The organism is Kosakonia sp. Marseille-Q7440 (assembly GCF_965119485.1).
On record NZ_CBCPLT010000001.1, the window covers coordinates 1,347,410 to 1,371,215 of the forward strand.

Annotated in this window: 26 protein-coding genes; 18 read left to right on the forward strand and 8 right to left on the reverse strand. The window is 55.6% G+C overall.

Annotation, left to right across the window (positions count from 1 at the left end):
- Positions 1-18: 18 nt before the first annotated feature.
- Positions 19-1,221: an MFS transporter gene (locus ACWPW2_RS06145; RefSeq protein WP_270220574.1), complete on the reverse strand. Its 1,203-nt coding sequence runs from the start codon at positions 1,219-1,221 to the stop codon at positions 19-21.
- A 166-nt stretch (positions 1,222-1,387) separates the two neighbouring features.
- On the opposite strand from ACWPW2_RS06145, the gene ACWPW2_RS06150 reads away from it, so the two are divergent.
- From ACWPW2_RS06150 to ACWPW2_RS06170, 5 genes are all read left to right on the forward strand, one after another.
- Entirely contained in the window at positions 1,388-1,855 is a 468-nt protein-coding gene (locus tag ACWPW2_RS06150) for a hypothetical protein (protein WP_454121899.1), read from the forward strand.
- Between the two features lie 75 nt (positions 1,856-1,930).
- Positions 1,931-2,395: a hypothetical protein gene (locus ACWPW2_RS06155; protein WP_454121900.1), complete on the forward strand. Its 465-nt coding sequence runs from the start codon at positions 1,931-1,933 to the stop codon at positions 2,393-2,395.
- Positions 2,396-2,427: 32 nt separating this feature from the next.
- On the forward strand, positions 2,428-2,601 hold the full coding sequence (locus tag ACWPW2_RS06160) for a hypothetical protein (RefSeq protein WP_454121901.1): 174 nt from the start codon (positions 2,428-2,430) through the stop codon (positions 2,599-2,601).
- Between the two features lie 243 nt (positions 2,602-2,844).
- On the forward strand, positions 2,845-3,429 hold the full coding sequence (locus ACWPW2_RS06165) for a hypothetical protein (protein ID WP_454121902.1): 585 nt from the start codon (positions 2,845-2,847) through the stop codon (positions 3,427-3,429).
- A 72-nt stretch (positions 3,430-3,501) separates the two neighbouring features.
- Positions 3,502-3,831: a hypothetical protein gene (locus ACWPW2_RS06170; protein ID WP_454121903.1), complete on the forward strand. Its 330-nt coding sequence runs from the start codon at positions 3,502-3,504 to the stop codon at positions 3,829-3,831.
- Positions 3,832-4,061: 230 nt separating this feature from the next.
- Here ACWPW2_RS06170 and ACWPW2_RS06175 read toward each other — a convergent pair whose 3' ends face one another.
- Positions 4,062-5,747 (reverse strand): aspartate:alanine antiporter, encoded by a 1,686-nt coding sequence (locus ACWPW2_RS06175; protein ID WP_023481407.1) that lies wholly within the window; start codon positions 5,745-5,747, stop codon positions 4,062-4,064.
- Between the two features lie 280 nt (positions 5,748-6,027).
- On the opposite strand from ACWPW2_RS06175, the gene ACWPW2_RS06180 reads away from it, so the two are divergent.
- The 11 genes from ACWPW2_RS06180 to ACWPW2_RS06230 all read left to right on the forward strand — a co-directional run bounded on the left by ACWPW2_RS06180 (position 6,028) and on the right by ACWPW2_RS06230 (position 17,442).
- On the forward strand, positions 6,028-6,399 hold the full coding sequence (locus ACWPW2_RS06180; protein ID WP_242388855.1) for an inner membrane protein YbjM: 372 nt from the start codon (positions 6,028-6,030) through the stop codon (positions 6,397-6,399).
- A gap of 84 nt (positions 6,400-6,483) precedes the next feature.
- Entirely contained in the window at positions 6,484-7,206 is a 723-nt protein-coding gene (nfsA, locus tag ACWPW2_RS06185) for an oxygen-insensitive NADPH nitroreductase (protein ID WP_139965040.1), read from the forward strand.
- 73 nt (positions 7,207-7,279) lie between these two features.
- Positions 7,280-8,182 (forward strand): 30S ribosomal protein S6--L-glutamate ligase, encoded by a 903-nt coding sequence (gene rimK / locus ACWPW2_RS06190; RefSeq protein WP_454121904.1) that lies wholly within the window; start codon positions 7,280-7,282, stop codon positions 8,180-8,182.
- A gap of 85 nt (positions 8,183-8,267) precedes the next feature.
- A complete protein-coding gene (locus ACWPW2_RS06195) occupies positions 8,268-8,750 on the forward strand; it encodes a YbjN domain-containing protein (RefSeq protein WP_454121905.1) in 483 nt (160 codons plus the stop codon).
- 349 nt (positions 8,751-9,099) lie between these two features.
- Complete coding sequence (gene potF, locus ACWPW2_RS06200; protein WP_312119914.1) at positions 9,100-10,212, forward strand: spermidine/putrescine ABC transporter substrate-binding protein PotF; 1,113 nt, start codon at positions 9,100-9,102, stop codon at positions 10,210-10,212.
- Between the two features lie 139 nt (positions 10,213-10,351).
- Entirely contained in the window at positions 10,352-11,485 is a 1,134-nt protein-coding gene (gene potG, locus ACWPW2_RS06205) for a putrescine ABC transporter ATP-binding subunit PotG (RefSeq protein ID WP_023481693.1), read from the forward strand.
- Positions 11,486-11,494: 9 nt separating this feature from the next.
- Positions 11,495-12,448, forward strand: coding sequence for a putrescine ABC transporter permease PotH (potH, locus tag ACWPW2_RS06210; protein ID WP_023481728.1), 954 nt, complete (start codon positions 11,495-11,497; stop codon positions 12,446-12,448).
- On the forward strand, positions 12,445-13,290 hold the full coding sequence (potI, locus tag ACWPW2_RS06215) for a putrescine ABC transporter permease PotI (RefSeq protein ID WP_023481845.1): 846 nt from the start codon (positions 12,445-12,447) through the stop codon (positions 13,288-13,290). Before potH ends, potI begins: the two co-directional genes overlap by 4 nt.
- A gap of 66 nt (positions 13,291-13,356) precedes the next feature.
- The gene (locus tag ACWPW2_RS06220) at positions 13,357-13,833 is read left to right on the forward strand and encodes a YbjO family protein (protein WP_454121906.1); all 477 of its coding nucleotides are present in this window, start codon (positions 13,357-13,359) and stop codon (positions 13,831-13,833) included.
- 42 nt (positions 13,834-13,875) lie between these two features.
- A complete protein-coding gene (gene rlmC / locus ACWPW2_RS06225) occupies positions 13,876-15,003 on the forward strand; it encodes a 23S rRNA (uracil(747)-C(5))-methyltransferase RlmC (RefSeq protein ID WP_454121907.1) in 1,128 nt (375 codons plus the stop codon).
- A gap of 111 nt (positions 15,004-15,114) precedes the next feature.
- Positions 15,115-17,442, forward strand: coding sequence for an FdhF/YdeP family oxidoreductase (locus tag ACWPW2_RS06230; protein WP_454121908.1), 2,328 nt, complete (start codon positions 15,115-15,117; stop codon positions 17,440-17,442).
- Between the two features lie 321 nt (positions 17,443-17,763).
- Here ACWPW2_RS06230 and artJ read toward each other — a convergent pair whose 3' ends face one another.
- The 6 genes from artJ to ACWPW2_RS06260 all read right to left on the reverse strand — a co-directional run bounded on the left by artJ (position 17,764) and on the right by ACWPW2_RS06260 (position 22,259).
- Positions 17,764-18,495: an arginine ABC transporter substrate-binding protein ArtJ gene (gene artJ, locus ACWPW2_RS06235; RefSeq protein WP_023481799.1), complete on the reverse strand. Its 732-nt coding sequence runs from the start codon at positions 18,493-18,495 to the stop codon at positions 17,764-17,766.
- Between the two features lie 168 nt (positions 18,496-18,663).
- Positions 18,664-19,332, reverse strand: a complete 669-nt coding sequence (gene artM, locus ACWPW2_RS06240; protein ID WP_023481628.1) for an arginine ABC transporter permease ArtM — start codon at positions 19,330-19,332, stop codon at positions 18,664-18,666.
- Positions 19,332-20,048, reverse strand: coding sequence for an arginine ABC transporter permease ArtQ (gene artQ, locus ACWPW2_RS06245; protein WP_023481425.1), 717 nt, complete (start codon positions 20,046-20,048; stop codon positions 19,332-19,334). The genes artM and artQ overlap by 1 nt, the downstream gene beginning before the upstream one ends.
- A 6-nt stretch (positions 20,049-20,054) precedes the next feature.
- Positions 20,055-20,786 (reverse strand): arginine ABC transporter substrate-binding protein ArtI, encoded by a 732-nt coding sequence (gene artI / locus ACWPW2_RS06250; protein WP_454121909.1) that lies wholly within the window; start codon positions 20,784-20,786, stop codon positions 20,055-20,057.
- 19 nt (positions 20,787-20,805) lie between these two features.
- Entirely contained in the window at positions 20,806-21,534 is a 729-nt protein-coding gene (gene artP / locus ACWPW2_RS06255) for an arginine ABC transporter ATP-binding protein ArtP (protein ID WP_023481454.1), read from the reverse strand.
- Between the two features lie 209 nt (positions 21,535-21,743).
- Positions 21,744-22,259: a lipoprotein gene (locus ACWPW2_RS06260; protein ID WP_023481341.1), complete on the reverse strand. Its 516-nt coding sequence runs from the start codon at positions 22,257-22,259 to the stop codon at positions 21,744-21,746.
- Positions 22,260-22,359: 100 nt separating this feature from the next.
- On the opposite strand from ACWPW2_RS06260, the gene ACWPW2_RS06265 reads away from it, so the two are divergent.
- Together ACWPW2_RS06265 and ACWPW2_RS06270 are read left to right on the forward strand one after the other, a co-directional pair.
- A complete protein-coding gene (locus ACWPW2_RS06265) occupies positions 22,360-23,205 on the forward strand; it encodes an N-acetylmuramoyl-L-alanine amidase (protein WP_312119886.1) in 846 nt (281 codons plus the stop codon).
- A 35-nt stretch (positions 23,206-23,240) separates the two neighbouring features.
- On the forward strand, positions 23,241-23,801 hold the full coding sequence (locus ACWPW2_RS06270; RefSeq protein ID WP_279791996.1) for a WG repeat-containing protein: 561 nt from the start codon (positions 23,241-23,243) through the stop codon (positions 23,799-23,801).
- Positions 23,802-23,806: the final 5 nt, after the last annotated feature.

The following is a 23,806-nucleotide window of genomic DNA, read 5'->3' on the forward strand; positions in this document are numbered from 1 at the left end:
CAGGCCGCCGCCGCATTATTAACCGAGTTCCGCCTGGGCTTGCGGTTCCGGTTTTGCCACCGCGCGTGCCACCAGCGCGGCAATCAGCACCAGGCCAAGCACCACCAGCATCGCGCTGCGCAATCCGTAGTGCTCGCCGAGGAAGCCGAGCAGCGGCGGGCCAACGAGGAAAGCGAGGTAACCCGTTGTTGCCACCACGCTGACGCGCGTTGCGGCATCCGGCCCGGTATCGCTGGCCGCCGAGATGGTCAGCGGGAAGCCGAGCGACGCGCCTAATCCCCATAAAATGACCGAGAAGCCCGCCACCCAGGCGCTGTCGACAAAAATAATCAGGCCGATGCCCAGCGCGCCCATTATTGCGCTGGCGCGCACCACGGCGACGCGGCTGTAGCGGTCAATAAACCAGCCGCCGCAGAAGCGCCCGGTGGTCATGCCCAGCGTAAAGCCGGTGTAGATCAGCGAGCCGGAAGTAGGGCTGAAGCCGTGACCATCCACCATCAGCAGCGGTAGCCAGTCGTTAGCAGAGCCTTCGGCAAACGCCATCGCCAGCACCACCACGCCAATCAACAGCAACTGCGTATCGCGCCAGAAGGGCATCCCTTTTTGACGATTCGCGTGCTCTTCAGCGCTGTTTTGCCCGGTCCCCTCCGGCACGGCGGAGATCGCCAGAATAATTGGCACAATCGCCACCAGCGCCGCCAGAAGAATGTGCAGGTCCGCGCTGATGCCCAGGGCAGTTAACGACATGCCAACACCTGCGCCAACCAGCGTGCCGAGGCTGTAGAAGCCATGCATCATCGGCAGCACGGTTTTGTTCATCTCCTGCTCAACCACCGCGCCTTCGATATTCATCGCCACTTCGCCCGCGCCCAGGCTGCCGCCAAAGCAGGCCAGACCGACGGCAAAGAGCAGCGGCGAGGCAAACCACAGGGCAATGCTTAAAATCACCATCCCGAGCACCGAGAAGGACATGCTGGCGCGGATCACCTTGCGCGCCCCGAAGCGCTTCACCAGCCATGCCGACGAGAGAATGCCGCTCATCGACCCGACCGACAGACCAAACAGCACCGCGCCCATTTCAGCCGTCGAGACCGAGAGCACATCGCGGATCGCCGGTGTACGCGACGCCCATGAGGCCATTAATAATCCGGGGAGGAAAAAGAAGGTGAACAGCGCCCATAAGCGATGGCGCAGGGCTTTTCGGGAGGCGTTTTCAGTCATAGATTCACATCAAAAAAAGTAAGGTGAAGTAACACTAGCATTTTTTGCGTGGTTACGGTGGCAGGAGGTGAATAACAGCCATGAGGTTAATCAATATAATTAAGAAAATGCATACGGTTACGTTAATGATACATTGGGGCAATAGTTTATTGAGGGAGCAATAAAAGTGAGATTTATCATTCAGACCGCAGCTGCATTGTTGCTGGCAAGCAATGTGGGTTATGCGCAATCCACTACCACCGACAGTTTTACCTATGAAGCGCACGCCCTGACGTTGCAGGACGAGGGTGAAAAGTGCCAGTTAAGCGTCACTTCACCCGACGGGGCGATAAAACGTTACGGGCTTGATCTCCATTCGCCATGCTACTTCCTGCACAGCACGGGAACACAACCTAAGCATTTCGCCTATCCGCAAGACGGTATCAAGGCGCTGTTTATCATTCTCGGGAATCCGCTTACGGCGGATGAGCAGAAGATCTGGCGAGTTAAAGACGCATCAACCTGCGGCACAAAAGGCATCGGGCTGCACTTTGATGGGCAACACTTCAGCCTCAGCAAAACCTCGCACGACAAAATGTTGTTATGCCGTGACAGAGGGGTGGACGAAAAAGTTTTTAACACGCTGCGCGATTGATGGCAGGATACCCGCTTTCCGGGCCGCTAAGGCCCTTTTTTATAAACTGAGCAACATGATGCAGGCAGGGAAGGGATGATTATCAACACGGTAATGTGGTTAGCGTCGACGGCGGCGCTTTTTGCGTGGGTATTCAAGGTCACCCTCAAAAATACCTTTAAAACGAATGCGAAATATTTCGGGATATTCATAGTGGTGCATCTGGCGCTGAATATCGGGGCGATGGCGCTGAGCAAGCATGGGGTTGTGCTGGTTAAACACCACTCCAGCGCGATGACGGTCGCAGCCATGACGATCCTGCTGAAAAGCTATATGGTGCTGATGGCGATTATGGCCCTGAGCTTTTTTATCGCGCTCGCGGGCAAAGGCGCAGAGAAAATGACGCAGTTTCACACCACCCATAATGCAGCCAACCTGCACCGTAACCCGCTGAGGTTTTATCTGCGCAACCAGTCAGGGATTGTTAACGTCTACCGAGGGTTCTTCCTGATAGGTGGGGTTTATATGCTCTGGGCGATGTGGTTTAGGATGGGTTTTTGAAGGTGGGGGCGTGAAAATGCGGGGCGAGAGGGATGGACAATCAAAGCCATGATTCCAGCCTGCATGATATGGGTTTATTGGTACTCACCTTGCCAGAAATTATAAAACGAGTTGTGAGCGTACCGCGCATAATCCTGTTTTATGCAACTCCTGAAAACGATCACGCCAGCACCGTTAGGCTGGCGCAGCCATACGCCGACAAATAAATGTGTCGCAGACAAAAACGACACTACCACGCAACAGCCTACGGTGTTTGGATCAAAAAAACTCTTCAGTTTTTATTTTCTTCAAACCATACAGGCTGTGCGCGTCTCGCCTGAGGACTTGAGGAAAAAAACGGAACTGAAAAAGTAGATGTGATCACAGTATTTTAAGAGGTTAATGTGCTATTTTTATTAAGGTTCATCTGATTTTTTATGTTTTTCTATAATTTTAAATTGGATTAAATTATGAATTTTTTTTCTCAATATGGAAAAGAAATAACTTCAATACTAGTGCCTTTAATTACATTCTTCTTGAATAATTTTTTCAAAGGTACTGCTAAAGTATCTGTAGGTGAGTTACATCAGTTTAGTTTTTTAATTGAAGAGCCGATTTTAAATGAAAATGGAGAGGTCCTTAATCCAAAGCAAGTCATTAATACACGAGCCTACATCATTTTAAACGAAGGTCGAGAAGCAGCTAAAAACTTTGAGTTGATTTTTAACTTTAAATCAAACATGCACTTAAATATATGGCCAGTTAGACCTTACTCAGAGGGTTATGACCCTAATGGCAGATATGTTTTGACCTTTGGATATGTTGCACCTAAGGAGAGTTTTAGGTGCGAAGTGCTGTCTGTTAATTCTGAACTTCCCGAACTTCTTATATCAAGAAGTGAGCAGGGTGTATCACGGTCAATAGTTTTATACCCACAAAAAGTGATGAACAAATATTTTATAAAATTCATTCAATGTTGTATTTTTCTGGGTATGGCGAGCTTTGTTTATATTTTTATTGTGCTTCTGCAATGGCTTGTGACTGAAACAGGATAAGTTTTTACGTTCTAAAGGAAAATATATTTTCAAGAATGATTACTGTAATTTTTTATTTAAGGAGTGTAATAAATGAGTGGAAAAACAGATTTGGATAAGTTTTTTGAAAATGCGGAAAGCTTACATAACACAACACGAGAAATTACATTGGAGCAGATGCTTAATTCTGCTTTCTTGGCTAAATGCTCAAGGTTCCATTCGTTAGAAGAACTTTTTGAGGCATCAGGGTTTAAGATAGAAACAGTCGAAGACTTTCAAGCTATTCCTGAAGAAGAGTGGGAAGCGTTCATAACTCAAAACACAACCTACTCATCTTGGGAAGAGATGCAGTTAACTGCACTTACTGAACACTCGGCTGATGTAGTTGCTGCGCATCTTGCTAGGGGATTAAAAGAATCATGATTAATGCCTGCCGTTTTTTCATCGCCAATGTCTAAACACAGGATATGTAATTCACTGTTTCATAAATTAAATATTCTTAGACAACAAAAAACCCATCAACCTTGAACCTAAGCGGCGGGGTTGATGGGCTCCACAATCGGGGGACATCAAAGAAAAGCAGTGGCACTAGTTATGACTGACACCCCACAAAAAAGTTCTGCGTATAAGCGAAATATTTCTTAGCTTCGGAGTTATCCGAGCCCCGGCCAAATAATGATGATCAATGTCCCGGCGAGCGTAAGCAGCACGTTGGCGATGGCGTAGGTGCCGGCGTAGCCCAGCGCGGGAATGTTGCTGCGCGCGGTATCGCTGATGATCTCCATTGCCGGTGCGCAGGTGCGTGCGCCCATCATTGCGCCGAAGAGCAGGGCGCGGTTCATTTTCAGCACGTAGGCGCCAAACAGGAAGCAGATCAGCACCGGCACGAGGCTGACAAGCAATCCGGCGATCAGCATCTGTCCGCCGACAACGCCGAGACCATTGCCGATGCCGCTCCCGGCGCTTAAACCGACCCCGGCCATAAACACCATCAGGCCGAACTCTTTCACCATCATCAGCGCGCCCTGCGGAATGTAACCAAACGTCGGGTGGTTCGCGCGCAGGAAGCCGAGCATGATGCCAGCGAAGAGCAGACCGGCGGCGTTACCGACGCCGAAGCTGAAGGAGCTGAACTGGAAGGTGATCATGCCGATCATCAGGCCGACAATAAAGAAGGCGCAGAAGGCGAGCAGGTCCGTCACCTGGCTGTGAATGGAGATAAAGCCGATGCGGTCAGCGATGGTTTTCACGCGCCGCGCATCGCCGCTCACCTGCAACACGTCCCCTTTGTTGAGCACGATATTGTCGTCGATTGGCATTTCAATCTGGCTGCGGATCACGCGGTTGAGGAAGCAGCCGTGATCGGTCAGCTTCAACTGCGCCAGGCGGCGGCCGACCACATTGTGGTTTTTCACCACCACCTCTTCGGTGACGATGCGCATATCCAGCAGGTCGCGGTCGAAAACCTCTTTACCGTTACGGAAACTCGGGTCGAGGCGCGCATGGGCATCCGGGTAGCCGACCAGCGAGATCTCATCGCCCATCTGTAACACCGCGTCCCCGTCCGGGTTGGCGAGAATACCGTTGCGGCGAATACGCTCGATATAGCAGCCGGTCTGGCGATAGATCCCCAGCTCGCGCAGATTTTTGCCATCCGCCCAGGCCACCAGCTCCGGCCCGACGCGATAGGCGCGGATCACCGGCAGGTAGACTTTGCGGTGAGCATCGGTATCCAGTCCGCGCTCACGGGCAATCTGCTGGGCGCTGGTCTGTAAATCCTGGTGCTGTAATTTCGGCAAGTAACGCGCGCCAAAGATCAGGCTCACCAGACCAATCAGATACGTTAAGGCGTAGCCGAGGCTGAGATTGTCCAGCGCGCTGGCAAGCTGGCTGCTCTCCATGCCCGAGTGGCGCAGCGTGTCGCCCGCGCCAACCAGAACCGGCGTCGAGGTCATCGAGCCTGCGAGCATCCCGGCAGTTAAGCCGATATCCCAGCCAAAAAGTTTGCCGAGACCGAGCGCAATTAACAGCGCGCTGCCGACTAATACCAGCGCCAGCATGAGGTAATTCTTACCGTCGCGGAAAAAAATTGAGAAAAAGTTAGGTCCGGCTTCAACGCCAACGCAGAAAATAAACAGCATAAAGCCGAGGTTCAGGGCATCGGTGTTAATGCTGAAATGTTGCTGGCCTAATAATAGGGAAACGACTAAAACGCCAATGGAATTACCCAGTTGGATAGATCCCAGTCGTAATTTTCCAAGGCAAAGCCCAAGCGCCAGAACCACAAACAATAACAGTATGTAATTCCCATTTAACAAATCTGCGACGTTTATATTCACGGAGTCTAACTTCTTGTTTACTTGTAAGCTGTTGATAGAAATGGTGATTTGAGCTAGTGTTTTGCCTATGCGCTGGCGGATAAATTAAAGCCGTGCAACACCAGACATCCCGCACAAAACATAAACTGGCCGTTAGTTTAATCTCATTAGATAACAACGGCTAGTGACAATCGTCTGTTTGCACGGGTGTCATTCAGGCAATAATTGCCGCAACGCTTTATCCGTCCGACATTCTTTAAAACGGTGTAAACGTCGATAGAGAAAAAGTCAGGAGGCGTGTTTGAAGAACAGGCGTAGTTGGTTCGGCGTTATCTGCTGTAGTCTTCTTTTTATCGCAATTTGTCTCACTCTGGTGATGAATATGCAGGGCAAACTGCCTGCGCCTGGCGATCCGGCGACCGGTTTGCTGCTCTTTACCCTGCCAGGCATCCTGGGCGGTCTGGTCTCACGCCGCCGCCGCGCCATCGTGCCGCTGGTGGGTGCGCTGCTCGCCGCACCCCTTTGTTATATTTTGATTCATATTTTATTTACCCCGGTACGCACCTTCTGGCAGGAGGTTGCATGGCTCTTCAGCGCCATGTTCTGGTGCGCTCTCGGCGGCCTTGGCTGCGATTTCGTTTACCGGATTGCGCGCGCACGGCGGCGCGTCTGACAGGTTGTTCGCAACTTCCGCTTACAACGAGCGCAGCGGCTTAGCCTATACTGAACGACTTGTTTAACTGGGGGATTATTCAACATGACACCTACTATTGAATTGCTGTGCGCCCATCGTTCCATTCGCCACTTTACCGATGAGCCGATTACGGACGCACAGCGCGAGGCGATTATCGCCAGCGCACAGGCGGCATCGACCTCCAGCTTTTTGCAGTGCAGCTCCATTATCCGCATCACCGATCCGGCCATGCGCGAGCAGCTGGTGACGTTAGCGGGCGGACAGCCGCATATCGCGCAGGCGGCCGAGTTCTGGATCTTCTGCGCCGATTTTCACCGCAACTTTGAGATCTGCCCGGAAGCAAAACCGGGTCTCGCGGAGCAACTGCTGCTCGGCGTGGTCGATACGGCCATCATGGGGCAAAACGCCTTTACCGCCGCGGAATCGCTGGGGCTGGGGGGCGTCTATATTGGCGGTATCCGTAACAATATCGAAGCGGTCGGGGAACTGCTGCGTATCCCGAAGCAGGTGCTGCCGCTGTTTGGTCTCTGCCTCGGCTGGCCTGCCGATAACCCGGACATCAAACCGCGTATGCCGGCTTCAATGCTGGTGCATGAAAACCACTATCAGCCGCTCGACAAAGAAAAACTGGCGGAGTACGACGCGGAGCTTGAGCACTACTATATGACGCGCGACAGCAATAAGCGCCGCGATAACTGGAGCGATCATATCCGTCGCACCATCATTAAAGAGAGCCGTCCGTTTATTCTCGACTATTTGCATAAACAGGGCTGGGCAACGCGCTAATACCCGTTCATCCTGCCCCGTGCTGCGTGTATGATACGCAGGCTTTTAACTGGTCTTCTGCGCGAGGTGCAGGGTGAAAATAGCCGTATTATCCCGGGATGGAACGCTTTACTCCTGTAAACGCCTGCGTGAAGCCGCTGTGCAGCGCGGGCACCAGATTGAGATCCTCGATCCGCTCTCCTGTTATATGAACGTCACCCCGGCCGCCTCCTCGATTCACTACAAAGGCCGCCAGCTTCCCCATTATGATGCGGTGATCCCGCGCATCGGCTCGGCCATCACCTTTTATGGCACCGCCGCGCTGCGCCAGTTTGAGATCCTCGGCAGCTATCCGCTCAACGAATCGGTTGCCATCACCCGCGCCCGCGACAAGCTGCGCTCCCTGCAACTGCTGGCGCGCCAGGGGATCGACTTGCCAATCACCGGCATTGCCCATTCGCCCGATGACACCAGCGATCTGATCGATATGGTCGGCGGCGCGCCGCTGGTAGTGAAGCTGGTGGAGGGCACGCAGGGGATTGGCGTGGTGCTGGCGGAGACCCGCCAGGCGGCAGAGAGCGTGATTGACGCCTTTCGCGGCCTCAACGCCCATATTCTGGTGCAGGAGTTTATTGCGGAAGCGAAAGGGTGCGACATCCGCTGTCTGGTGATCGGCAACGAAGTGGTGGCAGCGATTGAGCGGCGGGCGAAAGCGGGGGATTTCCGCTCCAATTTGCACCGTGGCGGGCAGGCGACTGTGGTCGAGATCACGCCGCGCGAGCGGGAGATCGCCCTGGCAGCGGCGCACACGCTCGGGCTGGATGTCGCCGGAGTCGATATTTTGCGCGCCAACCGCGGCCCGCTGGTGATGGAAGTCAACGCCTCGCCGGGGCTGGAAGGGATCGAAAAAGCCACCGGGCTGGATATTGCCGGGCGAATGATCCACTGGATCGAGCGCCAGGCGATGCCCGGCTTCTGCCTGAAAACCGGCGGCTAAGAGGATTTTCCTGCCTGAGCATGGTGCGCCCACGGCTTTTTGCGTAAGCTATGGGCAATTTTTTCCCCAACAGAGCACGTTTTCTATGGATTCACTGGTCGTCCCCGGTCTGGACACGCTTCGCCAATGGCTTGATCAACTCAGCATTAACTTTTTTGAGTGCGACACCTGCCAGGCGCTGCACCTGCCGCATATGCAGAATTTTGACGGCGTGTTCGATGCGAAAGTCGACCTGGTCAATGATGTTCTGCTCTTTACCGCCATGGCGGAAGTAAAACCCTCCGCGCTGCTGGCGCTGGCGGCGGATCTCTCGGCGATCAACGCCAGCTCGCTGACGGTCAAAGCCTTCCTCGATATGCAGGATGATAATCTGCCGAAGCTGGTGGTGTGCCAGACCCTCAGCATCGGCCCCGGCATCGCCTTTGAGCAGTTCGCATGGTTTATGCGCCAGAGCGAAGAGCAGGTTTCGATGGTGATTATGGAAGCCAACGCGCACCAGCTCCTTTTCTCGCCGGGCGAAGAGGATCTGCTGGCCGGCGACGAAGAACCGAACAATTTTCTCCACTGATTCCCGCCTCGATTAACGTAGCCGCTACCACGGCGGCTGCGTAGCCACATTTTTTATTCTGCTTTTAACCTTTCTTTAAAGAATGATTCACCATCATTCCTCGCCTTCTGGCTTATCCCATAGAGACTTATTGCATAAAAAATTGATAAAAGGCGGTTTTTTATCTGCCCTATAGCCTCAAACCCTGGCTACAGTTATTCTTGCGCTGCTTTAAAAAGCATGCGGCGTCTGCCGGAGTGATTTTACTCTCCGGCGCAGAGCAGAGTGACAAACTATGCATGAATCTTGCATATCCCAGAAAGCGTAGATTTAGTTCGTAGCTTAACGAGCTTTCCAGAAGGAATGAGATATGAGTGCCTCAAGAAAAAAATGGGTATCGGGTCTTGTTGCGGGTGCGTTAATGGCTCTCTCTGCCAGCACGCTCGCCGCCGGGCAAAAGACGCTGCATGTGTACAACTGGTCTGATTATATTGCGCCGGACACCGTCGCAAATTTTGAGAAAGAGACCGGCATTAAAGTGGTTTACGACGTGTTCGACTCCAACGAAGTGCTGGAAGGCAAATTAATGGCTGGCAGCACCGGGTTCGATCTCGTCGTTCCGTCCGCCAGTTTCCTTGAGCGCCAGCTCTCGGCGGGCGTTTTCCAGCCTCTTGATAAGAGCAAGCTGCCGAACTGGAAAAACCTCGATCCGGAAGTGTTGAAAATGGTCGCGAAACACGACCCGGATAACAAATACGCTTTCCCCTACCTGTGGGCAACCACCGGTATTGGCTACAACGTTGATAAAGTCAAAGCGGTGCTTGGCAAAGATGTGCCGATCGATAGCTGGGATATCGTGCTGAAGCCGGAAAACCTTGAGAAGCTGAAGAGCTGCGGCGTCTCCTTCCTCGATGCGCCGGAAGAGATTTTCGCCACCGTGCTGAACTACCTCGGCAAAGATCCCAACAGCACCAAAGCGGATGATTACACCGGCCCGGCGACGGATCTACTGCTGAAGCTGCGTCCGAACATCCGCTACTTCCACTCTTCGCAATACATTAACGATCTCGCTAACGGCGATATCTGCGTGGCTATCGGCTGGGCGGGCGACGTCTGGCAGGCGGCTAACCGCGCGAAAGAGGCGAAGAACGGCGTTAACATCAACTACATCATTCCGAAGGAGGGGGCGCTGGCCTTCTTTGACGTCTTCGCCATGCCGAAAGATGCCAAAAACACTGATGAAGCCTACCAGTTCCTTAACTACCTGATGCGCCCGGACGTGATGGCGCACATCAGCGACCACGTCTACTACGCGAACGGTAACAAAGCTTCTGTGCCGCTGATCAGCGAAGAGGTGCGTAACAACCCGGCAATCTTCCCGCCGCCGGATGTCTTCGCCAAACTCTTCACGCTGAAAGTGCAGGAGCCGAAAATTGACCGCGTACGCACCCGCGCCTGGACGAAAGTCAAAAGCGGCAAATAAATCAATCACCTGACTGGTGAAAGCGCTGCACCGCGCCGGTGCAGCCGCCCCAAAACGGGACAGTGGGCGCACCTGCTGTCCCGTCATCTGTATGACAACCTGTTGAAGCAGGGTGATGCTTATGCCGGAGAGCACCGTAGTGAATGACGCTATTCCCCGCCCGCAGGCGAAGAGCCGCAAGGTTCTGACGCCGCTGCTGGAGATCCGTAACCTGACCAAATCCTTCGACGGCCAGCACGCCGTGGATGATGTCAGCCTGACTATCTATAAAGGCGAAATATTTGCCCTGCTCGGCGCATCGGGCTGCGGTAAGTCAACGCTGCTGCGCATGCTGGCAGGCTTTGAACAGCCGACCCACGGGCAGATTATGCTCGACGGCGTCGACCTCGCTCACGTGCCGCCCTACCTGCGCCCGATCAATATGATGTTCCAGTCCTACGCGCTCTTCCCGCACATGACCGTTGAGCAGAATATCGCTTTTGGCCTCAAGCAGGACAAGCTGCCGAAAGCGGAGATCGCCAGCCGCGTCGCCGAAATGCTGCACCTGGTGCACATGAGTGAATTTGCTAAACGCAAGCCGCACCAGCTCTCTGGCGGTCAGCGTCAGCGTGTGGCGCTGGCGCGCAGCCTCGCCAAGCGGCCGAAACTGCTGCTGCTTGATGAACCGATGGGTGCGCTGGATAAAAAGCTGCGCGACCGCATGCAGCTGGAAGTGGTCGATATTCTTGAGCGCGTCGGCGTTACCTGCGTGATGGTGACCCACGATCAGGAAGAGGCGATGACCATGGCCGGGCGTATCGCCATCATGAACCGCGGCAAGTTTGTGCAGATTGGCGAGCCGGAAGAGATTTACGAGCACCCGACCACCCGCTACAGCGCCGAGTTTATCGGCTCGGTCAATGTCTTCGAAGGGTTGCTGAAGGATCGTCAGGAAGATGGTCTGGTAATTGAGTCGCCGGGGCTGGTGCATCCGCTGAAAGTTGACCCCGATGCCTCGGTGGTGGATAACGTGCCGGTCTACGTGGCGCTGCGCCCGGAGAAGATCATGCTGTGCGACGATCCGCCGGCCGATGGCTACAACTTTGCCGTTGGCGAAGTGGTGCATATCGCCTACCTCGGCGATCTCTCGATTTATCACGTGCGGTTGCAGAGCGGGCAGATGATCAGCGCCCAGCTGCAAAACGCGCATCGCTACCGCAAAGGCGCGCCAACATGGGGCGACGAAGTGCGTCTCTGCTGGGATGCCGACAGTTGTGTGGTTCTGACGGTTTAAGGAGCGGCGATGAGTACACTCGAGCCACCGGCCCGCGTAACAAAACCGGGCGGTGTAAAGCTGTGGCTGGCGCGCCTGCAAATGCGCCACGGGCGCAAGCTGGTGATTGCGCTGCCCTATATCTGGCTGACGCTGCTGTTTCTGCTGCCGTTTTTGATCGTCTTCAAAATCAGCCTCGCGGAGATGGCGCGCCAAATCCCACCCTATACCGATCTGCTGGAGTGGGCCGACGGGCAGCTGACGATTACGCTTAATCTCGGCAATTTCCTGCAACTGACCGACGATCCGCTCTATATCGAAGCCTATTTGCAGTCGTTGCAGGTAGCGGGCATCTCGACGATCTGCTGTTTACTGCTCGGCTATCCGTTGGCATGGGCAGTGGCGCACAGTAAGCCGTCGACGCGCAATATCCTGTTGCTGCTGGTGATTTTGCCGTCGTGGACCTCGTTTCTCATCCGCGTCTACGCCTGGATGGGGATCCTGAAAAACAACGGCGTGCTGAATAACTTTCTGCTCTGGCTGGGGGTTATCGATCAGCCGCTGACCATTCTGCACACCAATCTCGCGGTCTATATCGGCATTGTCTATGCCTATCTGCCCTTTATGGTGCTGCCGATCTACACCGCGCTGACGCGTATTGACTACTCGCTGGTGGAAGCGTCTCTCGATCTTGGCGCTCGTCCGCTGAAAACCTTCTTCAGCGTGATTGTGCCGCTGACCAAAGGGGGAATTATCGCCGGTTCGATGCTGGTGTTTATTCCGGCGGTCGGCGAGTTCGTGATCCCGGAACTGCTCGGTGGGCCGGACAGCATTATGATTGGCCGCGTGCTGTGGCAGGAGTTCTTTAATAACCGCGACTGGCCGGTGGCCTCGGCGGTGGCGGTGATTATGCTGCTGCTGTTGATTGTGCCGATCATGTGGTTCCACAAGCATCAGCAGAAACAGACGGGGGAGAAGGCATGAGCAATTTACCGGTAGTGCGCTCGCCCTGGCGCATCCTGATCCTGGTGATAGGTTTCACCTTCCTTTATGCCCCCATGTTGATGCTGGTGGTCTACTCTTTTAACAGCTCAAAACTGGTCACGGTGTGGGCGGGCTGGTCAACGCGCTGGTACAGCGAGTTGTTCCACGATGATGCGATGATGAGCGCGGTGGGCTTAAGCCTGACGATTGCCGCCTGCGCGGCGACGATGGCGGTGATTTTAGGCACCATTGCGGCAGTAGTGATGGTGCGCTTTGGGCGCTTTCGCGGTGCGAACGGCTTCGCCTTTATGATCACCGCGCCGCTGGTAATGCCGGATGTGATCACCGGCCTGTCGCTGCTGCTGCTGTTTGTCGCGCTGGCACACGCCATCGGCTGGCCAGCGGATCGCGGCATGCTCACTATCTGGCTGGCGCACGTGACTTTCTGTACCGCTTATGTGGCGGTGGTGATCTCCTCGCGGTTGCGCGAGCTGGATCGCTCGATTGAAGAGGCGGCGATGGATCTCGGCGCAACGCCGCTGAAGGTCTTCTTTGTGATTACGCTGCCGATGATCATGCCGGCGATTGTCTCCGGCTGGCTGCTGGCCTTTACCCTGTCACTGGATGACCTGGTGATCGCCAGTTTTGTCTCCGGTCCTGGTGCCACTACGCTGCCGATGCTGGTCTTCTCCAGCGTGCGCATGGGGGTCAACCCGGAGATCAACGCGCTGGCATCAATTATTCTCGGCGTGGTGGGGATTGTCGGTCTTATCGCCTGGTTCCTGATGGCAAGAGCGGAAAAACAGCGCCAGCGTGATATCCAGCGTGCAAGACAGGGCTGAACTCATTAGAATCTGGAAATTGTGTCGTTGATGCCGCGCTTGCGCGGCATTTTTCACAGGGAAATCATGGAATTGGGGTTCTTCAACAAAACCACGCACCACGCGACGCCAAATATACCGGCGCTGGTTCAGGTGGCGGCTATCGCCATCATTACCATTCGCTGTGTCGACGCGCTGATGATCATGAACCTGCTCGGCTGGCGCGGGCTGCTCGACTTCGTGCACCGCAGCGCCCAGACCTGGAGCCTGACGCTGATTTTCCTGGGCAGCCTGATGCTGGTCTTTGTCGAGATCCTCTGCGCCTTCTCGGTGATAAAAGGGCGGCGCTGGGCGCGCTGGCTCTATCTGATAACGCAACTTACCTCGACCGCCTACCTGTGGGCCGCGTCACTGGGCTATGGCTACCCGGAACTCTTCAGCATCGCCGGCAGTTCGCGGCGTGAGATCTTCCACTCGCTGGTGATGCAAAAGCTCCCCGATCTGCTGGTGCTGTTCCTGCTCTTTGTACCGACGCCGAGCCGACGCTTTTTCCGTCTGCAATAACGGTGGTACAATCCCGCCCCCGCAAATTGAAAGGCTTTATCTATGCAGTGCGCTCTCTTCGACGCCGGTCGCTGCCGCTCCTGTGAGTGGATCGACCAGCCGCTCCCGTTGCAACTCTCCACCAAGATGGATCACCTGCGCGCATTGCTCGCCCCCTTTGCGGTGGAGTCATGGTGCGAGCCGGTGAGCGGCCCGGAGCAGGGCTTTCGTAATAAAGCCAAAATGGTGGTCAGCGGCAGCGTTGAAAAACCGCTGCTCGGCATGCTGCACCGCGACGGGACGCCGGAAGATCTCACTGCCTGCCCGCTCTACCCGGATACCTTCGCCCCGGTATTTGCCGCCCTGAAACCCTTTATCGCCCGCGCCGGGTTAACGCCCTATAACGTGGGGCGCAAACGCGGGGAACTGAAATACCTCTTATTAACCGAAAGCCAGCTCGACGGCGGCATGATGCTGCGCTTTGTGCTGCGCTCAGAGGCGAAAGTTGAACAGCTGCGCGCCGCGCTGCCGGTGTTACAGGCGCAATTGCCGCAGCTGAAGGTGATCTCGGTAAATATCCAGCCGGTGCATATGGCGATCATGGAAGGGGAGAGGGAGATCTTTCTTACCGACCAGCAGGCGCTGGCGGAGAACTTCAACGGTGTGCCGCTCGCTATCCGCCCGCAGAGCTTTTTCCAGACCAACCCGGCGGTCGCCAGCCAGCTTTACGCCACGGCGCGGGACTGGGTGCGCCAACTCCCGGTCAACCATATGTGGGATCTCTTCTGCGGCGTTGGCGGCTTTGGCCTGCACTGTGCCACGCCGGAGATGAAGCTGACCGGGATTGAGATCGCGCCGGAAGCGATCGCCTGCGCGACGCAATCCGCCGAGGCGCTGGGGCTGCACAATCTTCACTTCCAGGCGCTCGACTCAACCCGTTTCGCCACGGCGCAAGAGTCGGTGCCGGATCTGGTGCTGGTCAACCCGCCGCGTCGCGGTATTGGCGCAGAGCTGTGTGACTACCTGAGCCGCATGGCGCCGCCGTGGATCATCTACTCCAGTTGTAATGCGCAGACGATGGCGAAGGATTTCGCCGCGCTGGCGGATTACCGCGTTGCGCGCGTGCAACTGTTTGATATGTTTCCCCATACTGCCCATTACGAAGTGCTTACCCTGCTTATCAGGCGTTAATTCTTCCGCTTAAAAGCCATTTGGCGCGACGAAATACTGACTTTTTTGCCCCACAGGCGCGTTTTTTGTACCAGGCTTAAGCAAAAAGCGACGCGAACAGTGTGGGGCAATATGAAAGAGCAGAAACAATCAACGGTAGGGATCGCGCCATACGGCGGCTCGGCAGGTGGCTGGGGCGCGTTAAAAGCGGTAGCCGATGCGCTGCGTGGGCAGATGTCCGTTAAGCAGGATGTGATTGCGCTATTTAAAGTAAACCAGCCGCAGGGCTTTGACTGCCCCGGCTGCGCGTGGCCGGATCCGCAGCACACCTCCTCATTTGAGTTTTGTGAAAACGGTGCCAAAGCCGTCTCCTGGGAGGCGACCAGCAAACGCGCGACGCCGGAATTCTTCGCGGCGCACACCGTCAGCGAACTGTGGGAGCGCAACGCCTTTGAACTGGAAGGCGAGGGGCGTTTAACTCACCCGATGAAATATGACGCTGAGAGCGACACCTATCAGGCGATTGAGTGGGAGACCGCTTTTCAGGAGATTGGCGCGCTGCTACAAAGCTATGACGACCCAAATAGCGTGGAGTTTTACACCTCCGGACGCGCCTCCAACGAAGCGGCGTTTCTCTGGCAACTCTTTGCCCGTGAATATGGCACCAACAACTTCCCCGACTGCTCGAATATGTGTCATGAGCCGACCAGCGTCGGGCTGCCGGAGTCGATTGGCGTCGGTAAAGGCACCGTCGAACTGGAGGATTTTGACCACTGCGACCTGGTGCTCTGCATCGGCCACAACCCCGGTACCAACCATCCGCGCATGCTCGGTACGCTGCGGGAAGTCTCTAAACGCGGCGCGACCATCGTCGCCATTAACCCGCTGCGCGAGCGCGGCCTTGAGCGCTTTACCTCACCGCAAAGCCCGATAGAGATGCTGGCCCTTAGCTCAACCAAACTCGCCTCGACCTACTACAAAGTGCGCGTCGGCGGTGATGCGGCGATGCTGAAAGGCGTCATGAAGATCCTGCTGTCGATGCACGAGCAGGCGCTGGCGAACGGTGAACCGGGCGTAATCGATGAGGTCTTTATTCGCCAGCATACGCAGGGGTTTGCGGAGCTGAAAGCCGATCTCGACGCCACCGACTGGGACCATATCCTGAAAGTCTCCGGTATGGAGCGCGAGGAGATCCAGAACATCGCCCGGCTTTACGCCGACTCTGAGCGCACCATTATCTGCTACGGTATGGGCATCACCCAGCATCAGTACGGCACGCAAAACGTGCAGCAGATTGCCAACCTGCTACTGCTGCGCGGCAACATCGGCAAAAAAGGGGCGGGCATCTGCCCGCTGCGCGGCCACTCCAATGTGCAGGGCGATCGCACCGTTGGCATCACTGAAATTCCCTCTGCTGAGTTTCTCGATAGCCTTGAACGGGTGTTTGGTTTTAAACCGCCGCGTGAGCATGGGCACGGCGCGGTGGCTGCCATTCAGGCGATGCGCGACGGCAAAGTGAATGCGCTGCTCTGCCTGGGCGGTAATCTGTCTGAAGCGATCTCCGATCCGCAGGTCACTTTCCCGGCGATGCGCAAGCTCGATCTGGTGGTGCATATGGCGACCAAACTGAACCGCTCCCATCTGCTGCTCGGCAAACATAACTACCTCTTCCCGGTGATTGGGCGTACCGAAACCGATGAGCAGGCATCCGGAGCGCAGAGCGTGACGGTGGAGGATTCAATGTCGATGGTGCACGCTTCGCGCGGATCGTTGAACCCTGCTTCACCGTACCTGAAGTCGGAGCCCGCGCTGGTGGCTGCGCTTGCCAAAGCGACGCTGCCGCAGACGGTGGTGAACTGGGACCGGATGGTGAACGACTACAGCAATATTCGTGACGCCATCGAAGCGGTCTTCCCGGCGTTTGCTAATTTTAATGAACGGGTCAAACAACCGGGCGGCTTCCGCCTGCGTAATGCCGCCTCCGAGCGGGAGTGGAATACGCCGTCGGGCTTTGCCGAGTTTAAAGTGATGCAGGGGATTAATGAGGATCCGCGATCGCTCAAGTGCCACGACCTGGTGCTCACTACCCTGCGCAGCCACGATCAGTACAACACCACGCTTTACGGGCTGAATGACCGTTATCGCGGCGTGACCGGGCGACGGGACGTGCTGTTTATCAATGCCGATGAGGCGGAGCGACGCGAACTGCGCGTCGGCGATCAGGTGAATGTGGTGGCGCTCGATCCCGAAGGGAACCCCACCTCGCGGCGCATGGATAACTTGACGGTTGTGGTGATCGATATGGCACCCGGTTCGGTAGGGGCCTATTACCCGGAGGCCAATATTCTGGTGCCGCTGGACAGCCACGACACCAAAAGCGGCATCCCGGCGTATAAAAGCATCCCGATAGCGATGGAGCGCGTCGAAACGCCGGTAGCCACCACGGGCGCACGGCGTTAAATGTAAAACCCGTAGGCCCGATAAGCGAAGCGCCATCAGGCATTGGTGCGGAGTTCATTGCCGGATGGCGGTTGAAGGGAGAATCAGACCGTCCGTAGGCCTGATAAGCGAAGCGCCATCAGGCATTTGTGCAGGGTTCATTGCCGGATGGCGGCTACGCCTTATCCGGCCTACAAAAGCGCGCCATCGGGTATTGGTGCGGGATGTAATTGCCGGATGGCGGCTGCGCCTTATCCGGCCTACAAAAGCGCGCCATTGGGTATTGGTGTGATGTGATTGCCGGATGGCGGCTTGCGCCTTATCCGGCCTACAAAGAATGGCTTACTGCGGGAACCACTGATCGCTGATTTTCTGATACGTGCCGTCGGCTTTAATCGCTTTCAGCGCAGCGTTCAGCTTCTCCAGCAGCGCTTTGTTATCCGGGCGCACAGCGATGCCAAGACCGGTGCCGAAATATTGCGGGTCGGTCACTTTTGGTGTTGCCACACCCAGCTGCGGGTTGGTTTTCAGCCACTCATTCACTACCGCGGTATCACCAAACACGCCGTCGATACGGCCATTTTTCAGGTCGATAATCGCGTTCTGGTAGCTGTCATACGCCACGGTGGTCACTTCCGGGTGCTTATCCTGCAAATATTTCTGATGGGTGGTGCCGTTTTCCATACCGATGCGTTTGCCCTTCAGATCGTCGAAGGATTTAAAGGCATCTTTTTTGGCAATCACCAGCGCGGAGTTGGCGTAGTAGGGGTCAGTAAACGCCACCTGCTTGCTACGCTCAGGGGTAATGTCCATCCCGGAGATCACCGCGTCATACTTCTTAAATTTCAGCGCCGGGATCAGGCTGTCGAAGGCGTGATTGGTAAAGGTGCAATTGGCCTGCATCTGTTTGCAGAGCGCGTTCGCCAGATCGATATCGAAGCCGACAATCTTATTGCCCGCATCCAGGGATTCAAACGGGGGATAGGTCGCCGACACGCCGAAGCTGATCTTATCGGCCGCAAAGCTCCCTGCGGAAACGGTAGCGAGAAGGGCGGCCAGTATCATTTTTTTCATGAGTAAACTCCTGTCTGTCTATCTTATTGTTGTTACCCGGAGGCATGGGATTAACAATGCCAGTGTATGCATTTATATGCAACTATAATGCTTAATTATTTTATTGAAGATAAAAATAAAGGCGAGTAATGGGGTCATTAGCTCGCCTCTACAGATTACCTATGCAGTTTAGTTGCGCCGCTCAAAGGCCAGCGCTTTGCGCTCAATCAGGCGCATCATCAGCGTCAGCAGGCCGTTTACCACCAGATAGATTAAACCGGCTGCGCCAAACACCGTCACATCGTAGGTGCGTCCATACAGCAGCTGCCCGTGACCCATCACTTCCATCAATGTAATGGTGTAGGCCAGCGATGTACTTTTGAACACCAGCACCACTTCGTTCGAGTAGGAGGAGAGCGCGCGTTTAAACGCGTAGGGCAGCAGGATCGCCAGCGTATCTTTCTTACTCATCCCCAGCGCGCCGCAGGATTGCCACTGCCCATCCGGGATGGCGCGAATAGCACCGTAGAAGAGCTGCGTGGTATAAGCCGCGCTGTTAAGCGACAGTGCAATGAGCGCACAGAGCCACGGCTCAGAGAGGAGACGCCAGATCGCCGGATAGTTCTGCAAAGAGGGGAACTGCCCCGGCCCGTAGTAAATCAGGAAGATCTGCACCAGCAGCGGCGTGCCGGTAAAGAGCGTGATATAGGCGCGGACAATCTGCGTCAGCACCGGCGTTTTCAGCGTCAGCACGATGGTGAAGAGCAGTGAAAGCACCAGCGCGACAATCAGCGAGGCCACCGTCAGCGTCAGGCTGGTGTGCAGCCCCTTGAACAGCTCGGGCATAAACTCAAGCATTATCCCGGCCTCCGTTCAAAGCGCGTCGCGCGCAGATCGATGCGTTTCAGCACCCACTGGCTGAGCAGGGTGATCACCAGGTAGATCGCCGCCGCCACGATATACCAGGTAAACGGCTCCTGGGTGCGGGTGGCGATACTTTTTGTTTGCAGCATCAGATCGTTAACGCTTATCAGCGACACCAGCGCGGTATCTTTCAGCAGCACCAGCCACTGATTACCGAGCCCCGGCAGCGCGTGACGCCACATCTGCGGCATCACCAGGCGAAAGAAGATCGCCCCTTTCGACAAGCCCAGCGCCTGGCCCGACTCGCGCTGACCCTCAGGCACCGCTTTTAACGCACCGCGCAGGGTTTGCGAGGCATAAGCCGCGTAGAGCAGGGAGAGGGCGATCACGCCGCAAAGGAACGGGCTGACGTCGAAATTCTCAATCTGCATCTGTACCGGGATCTGCACAACGCCGAGGTTGAGGGTAAAGCCGTCCGACAGCAACAGCAGCAGCTGTGAGGAGCCGAAATAGATAAACAGCACCACCAGAATCTCTGGCAGGCCGCGTAAAATCGTCACCAGCGCGGTGCCGATCCAGGCAATCGGTCGCCATTTGACCGACTCCCAGACGGCAAAGATCATCGCCAGCACCAGGCCGATGATCAGCGCGCAGACGGCAAGGCCGACGGTCATCCCGGCGGCGCTTGCTAATGGAAACATTTCATTCATTCAGTATTACTTCTGGAACCATTTGCTGTAGATGGTCTGGTAAGTCCCATCTTTCTTCACTTTTTCCAGCGCGGCGTTAAATTTCTGCTGCAGCTCGGTGTTACCCTGGCGTACCGCGATACCGAGGCCGGTGCCGAAGTAATCTTTGTCAGTCACTTTATCGCCGACGGCGGCCAGTTTGGCGTCAGACTTCAGCCACTCGGTCACTACCGCCGTGTCGCCGAAGACGGCATCGATACGGCCATTTTGCAGATCCAGACGCGCGTTCTGGTAGCTGTCGTAAGGCACGGTGGTGATTTCCGGGTGCTTATCGGTAATGAATTTCTGGTGCGTGGTGCCATTCTGCACGCCGACACGCTTGCCTTTCAGCTGGTCGATGCCGGTGAATTTACCCTTCTGGCCAACGAACAGCGCAGAGTTGTCGTAATACGGGGTGGTGAACAGTACCTGTTTTTCACGCTCCGGCGTGATATCCATCCCGGCCATTACCGCGTCGAAACGGCGGAATTTCAGGCTCGGGATCAGGCTGTCAAAGGACTGGTTGGTAAAGGTACAGGTGGCGTCGATCTCTTTACACAGGGCGTTCGCCAGATCGACATCGAAACCGACGATTTTGTTATTGGCGTCGGTCGATTCAAACGGAGGGTAGCTCGCTTCGGTGGCGAAACGGATGGTCTGGGCTGCTGTAGCGCTAAGGCTGATGCTGGCAACAAGTGCGGCGATCAGTAATTTTTTCATTGTCATTATTCCCGAGTCTTCAGTGAGATAGGTAGTATTTAAACGCGTCGGTCTGCGGCGCGGCAAAGCAGCCCGCATCCCCTTGCTCAACAATGTGACCATTTTCCATATACACCACGCGACTGGCCGTCTTGCGCGCCACTTCCACTTCGTGGGTCACGATAACTTGCGTAATACCGGTTTGCGACAGCTCGCGAATGATGCTGACGATCTGTGCGGTGATCTCTGGATCGAGCGCGGCGGTCGGCTCATCGAACAGCAGCACCTGCGGCTCCATCATCAGCGCGCGGGCAATCGCCACGCGCTGCTGCTGGCCGCCGGAAAGGTGCAGCGGATAGCGATCGCTGTAAGGCTTCAGGCGTAAACGCTCGAGCAGCTTCTCGGCGCGCGCCAGCGCCTCATCTTTGCGTAATCCGAGCACGCGGCACGGCGCTTCAATCAGGTTCTGCTGCACGGTGAGGTGCGGCCAAAGATTATATTGCTGGAACACCATGCCCACATTCTGGCGCAATTCGCGAATCGCTTTATCAGAAGGGGTTTTGGCGAAATCGAAATGATTGCCTGCGATGGTCAGCTGGCCTGAGCGCGGCATTTCGAGCAGGTTCAGCACGCGCAGCAGCGAACTTTTCCCCGCGCCGCTTGGGCCGAGCAGCACCAGCGTTTCACCCTGCGGGCACTCCAGTGTGATATCGAACAGCGCCTGGTGTGCGCCGTAGAAGCAATTGATGCTGTTTAATTTAATACTCATCGAAGCAGTCTGATAGCAATTGAGGCCGCAAATAGTAACGTTGACAGAATAGTTATGCAATATTTGTGCGTTAAAACTTAAATATAAACCAGGTTTCTACATAAAGTTAGCACATAACACTGGTCGACGTGGGAACCAGGCATAAATGTCGGCATTCCTCACAGAATGCCAGACATTTTACGGGGGTTATTGATGGGTTTAGTCAATACTTACCGATGTTCAACTGACTGGCGCAGCGTGCCGGCCGGAGCATGTACCGTGCCGCCGAGGTAGCGTACATCGTCGACCGCCCAGCACTGGCCTTCGCGGATCATCAGCACCTCGTCCTGCCAGCGCTGATCGCCTTTGGTTAAGGTCACGCGCAGCGGGATATTACGCGCGTCGCTGTTAGGGATGGTTGAGGCGCTGGCGACATCGGCTTTCTCCGGTGCCAGGTTACGGCTGGAGAAGGGGTCGCCTTTCAGCAGCACGTTATTGCGCGCGTCGCGGCTGGCGGCAGTGAGCATTTTGCTCAGATCGTCACTCAGGTAAGGACGCAGAGAAGACCAGTTCGCGCCCGGATGTTCAATGCGGTAGTCATAGAATTGCTGTGCCACACTGTCGGGGCCGCCTTCAACGCAGGCATTGACGCGTGCGCCGGTATCTTTGAAAGCGGGCTCAACGGTGCTACAAGCGCTCAACAGCAGCGCGCACGGCAGAACAAGAGTCAAAACTGAATAGCGCATAATGATTTCCTTATTTCTGTTCAGAAGTCGCAACCTTTCAAGAATAGTGTATTGCTCTCATAATGTGTCTGGTAACGCATTGATGGTTAAAAGGAGAAGCATGAAAACGTGGGGAATAGTGCTACTGGCGCTAATACTGGCAGGCTGTGCCAGCGATAAAAAAGATGACAACAAAGGCGTTATTGAGAAACCTGGCTATCAACTGGTGACCCGTTATCAGGCGCAAGCGGCTTATCCCCGCATCAAGGTGCTGGTGATCCATTATACGGCAGATGATTTTGATGTCTCGTTGACCACACTACTCGGCAAAGATGTCAGTTCGCACTACTTAATCCCGGCCAATCCGCCGCGCGATAAGGGTAAACCGCGCATCTGGCAACTGGTGCCGGAGCAGAAACTGGCGTGGCATGCGGGAGCCAGCTTCTGGCGCGGATCGACGCGCATTAACGACACCTCCATCGGCATTGAACTGGAAAACCGCGGCTGGGAGAAGGCGTCTGGCGGCAAAACCTTCGTTCCTTTTGCGCAGGCACAAATCAATGCGTTGATTCCGCTGGTAAAAGATATCGTCGCGCGTTACAACATCCCGCCGCAGAATGTGGTGGCGCATGCGGACATCGCCCCGCAGCGCAAAGAGGATCCCGGCCCGCAGTTTCCCTGGCAGGTGTTAGCCGCGCAGGGGATTGGTGCCTGGCCCGATCCGGCGCGGGTGGCTTTTTACCTCAATGGCCGCGCGGAGTATGCGCGGGTCAGCAATGCGGCACTGCTCGACCTGCTGGCGCGTTATGGTTATGACGTCAAATCGTATATGACACCGCTGCAACAAAAGCGGGTCATCATGGCATTTCAAATGCATTTTCGCCCGGCGAAGTGGGACGGCGTAGCTGACGCCGAAAGCTTAGCGATCGCCGAGGCTTTACTGGAAAAATATGGTCAGGCAGAGTGATCTCTGCCGACCGGCTTATGACGAGGTCAATGGAGATGGGTTTACGCATCCTTACCGGCGCGCTGCTGATGGCGGCTTTTACCGCCCACAGTGCGCCGACACCGCCCTTTAGTTGTTCATACTGGGATAAAAAAACGGACAACGTCGAGACCCTCGCCAACTGCGCCACCCTGCAGGAGGGCAAGCTGGTGTTTCTGCCGGAGCTGTTCGAAAAGAGTCAGGATGTGGATGGCATGTCGTGGGTTGGGTTGTATGACTACACCCGCCAGGCCGGGCTGCCGGATGCCGATTACTATGTCCGCGCGCCGGATCGCTACCTGCCGGTGGTGCATTTCGATAACGGGCCGGACTGGTTTGTCGAAGGGCTGGTGCGCGCCCGGCAGAATGGCAAAGTGGGCTACTGGGACGATTCGTTCCGCAACCATATTGCGCCGCAGTTTGACTACGCCTGGCAGTTTCAGGAGGGTAAAGCGCTGGTCTGTAACGGCTGCAAACCGCAGCGCGAGGGCGAACATATGGCCCTTGGCGGCGGCGAGTGGTTTTACATCAATAAAAACGGCCAGCGAGTTTCCGAGATCAGGTCCGGGCCGTTTTGAGTCCC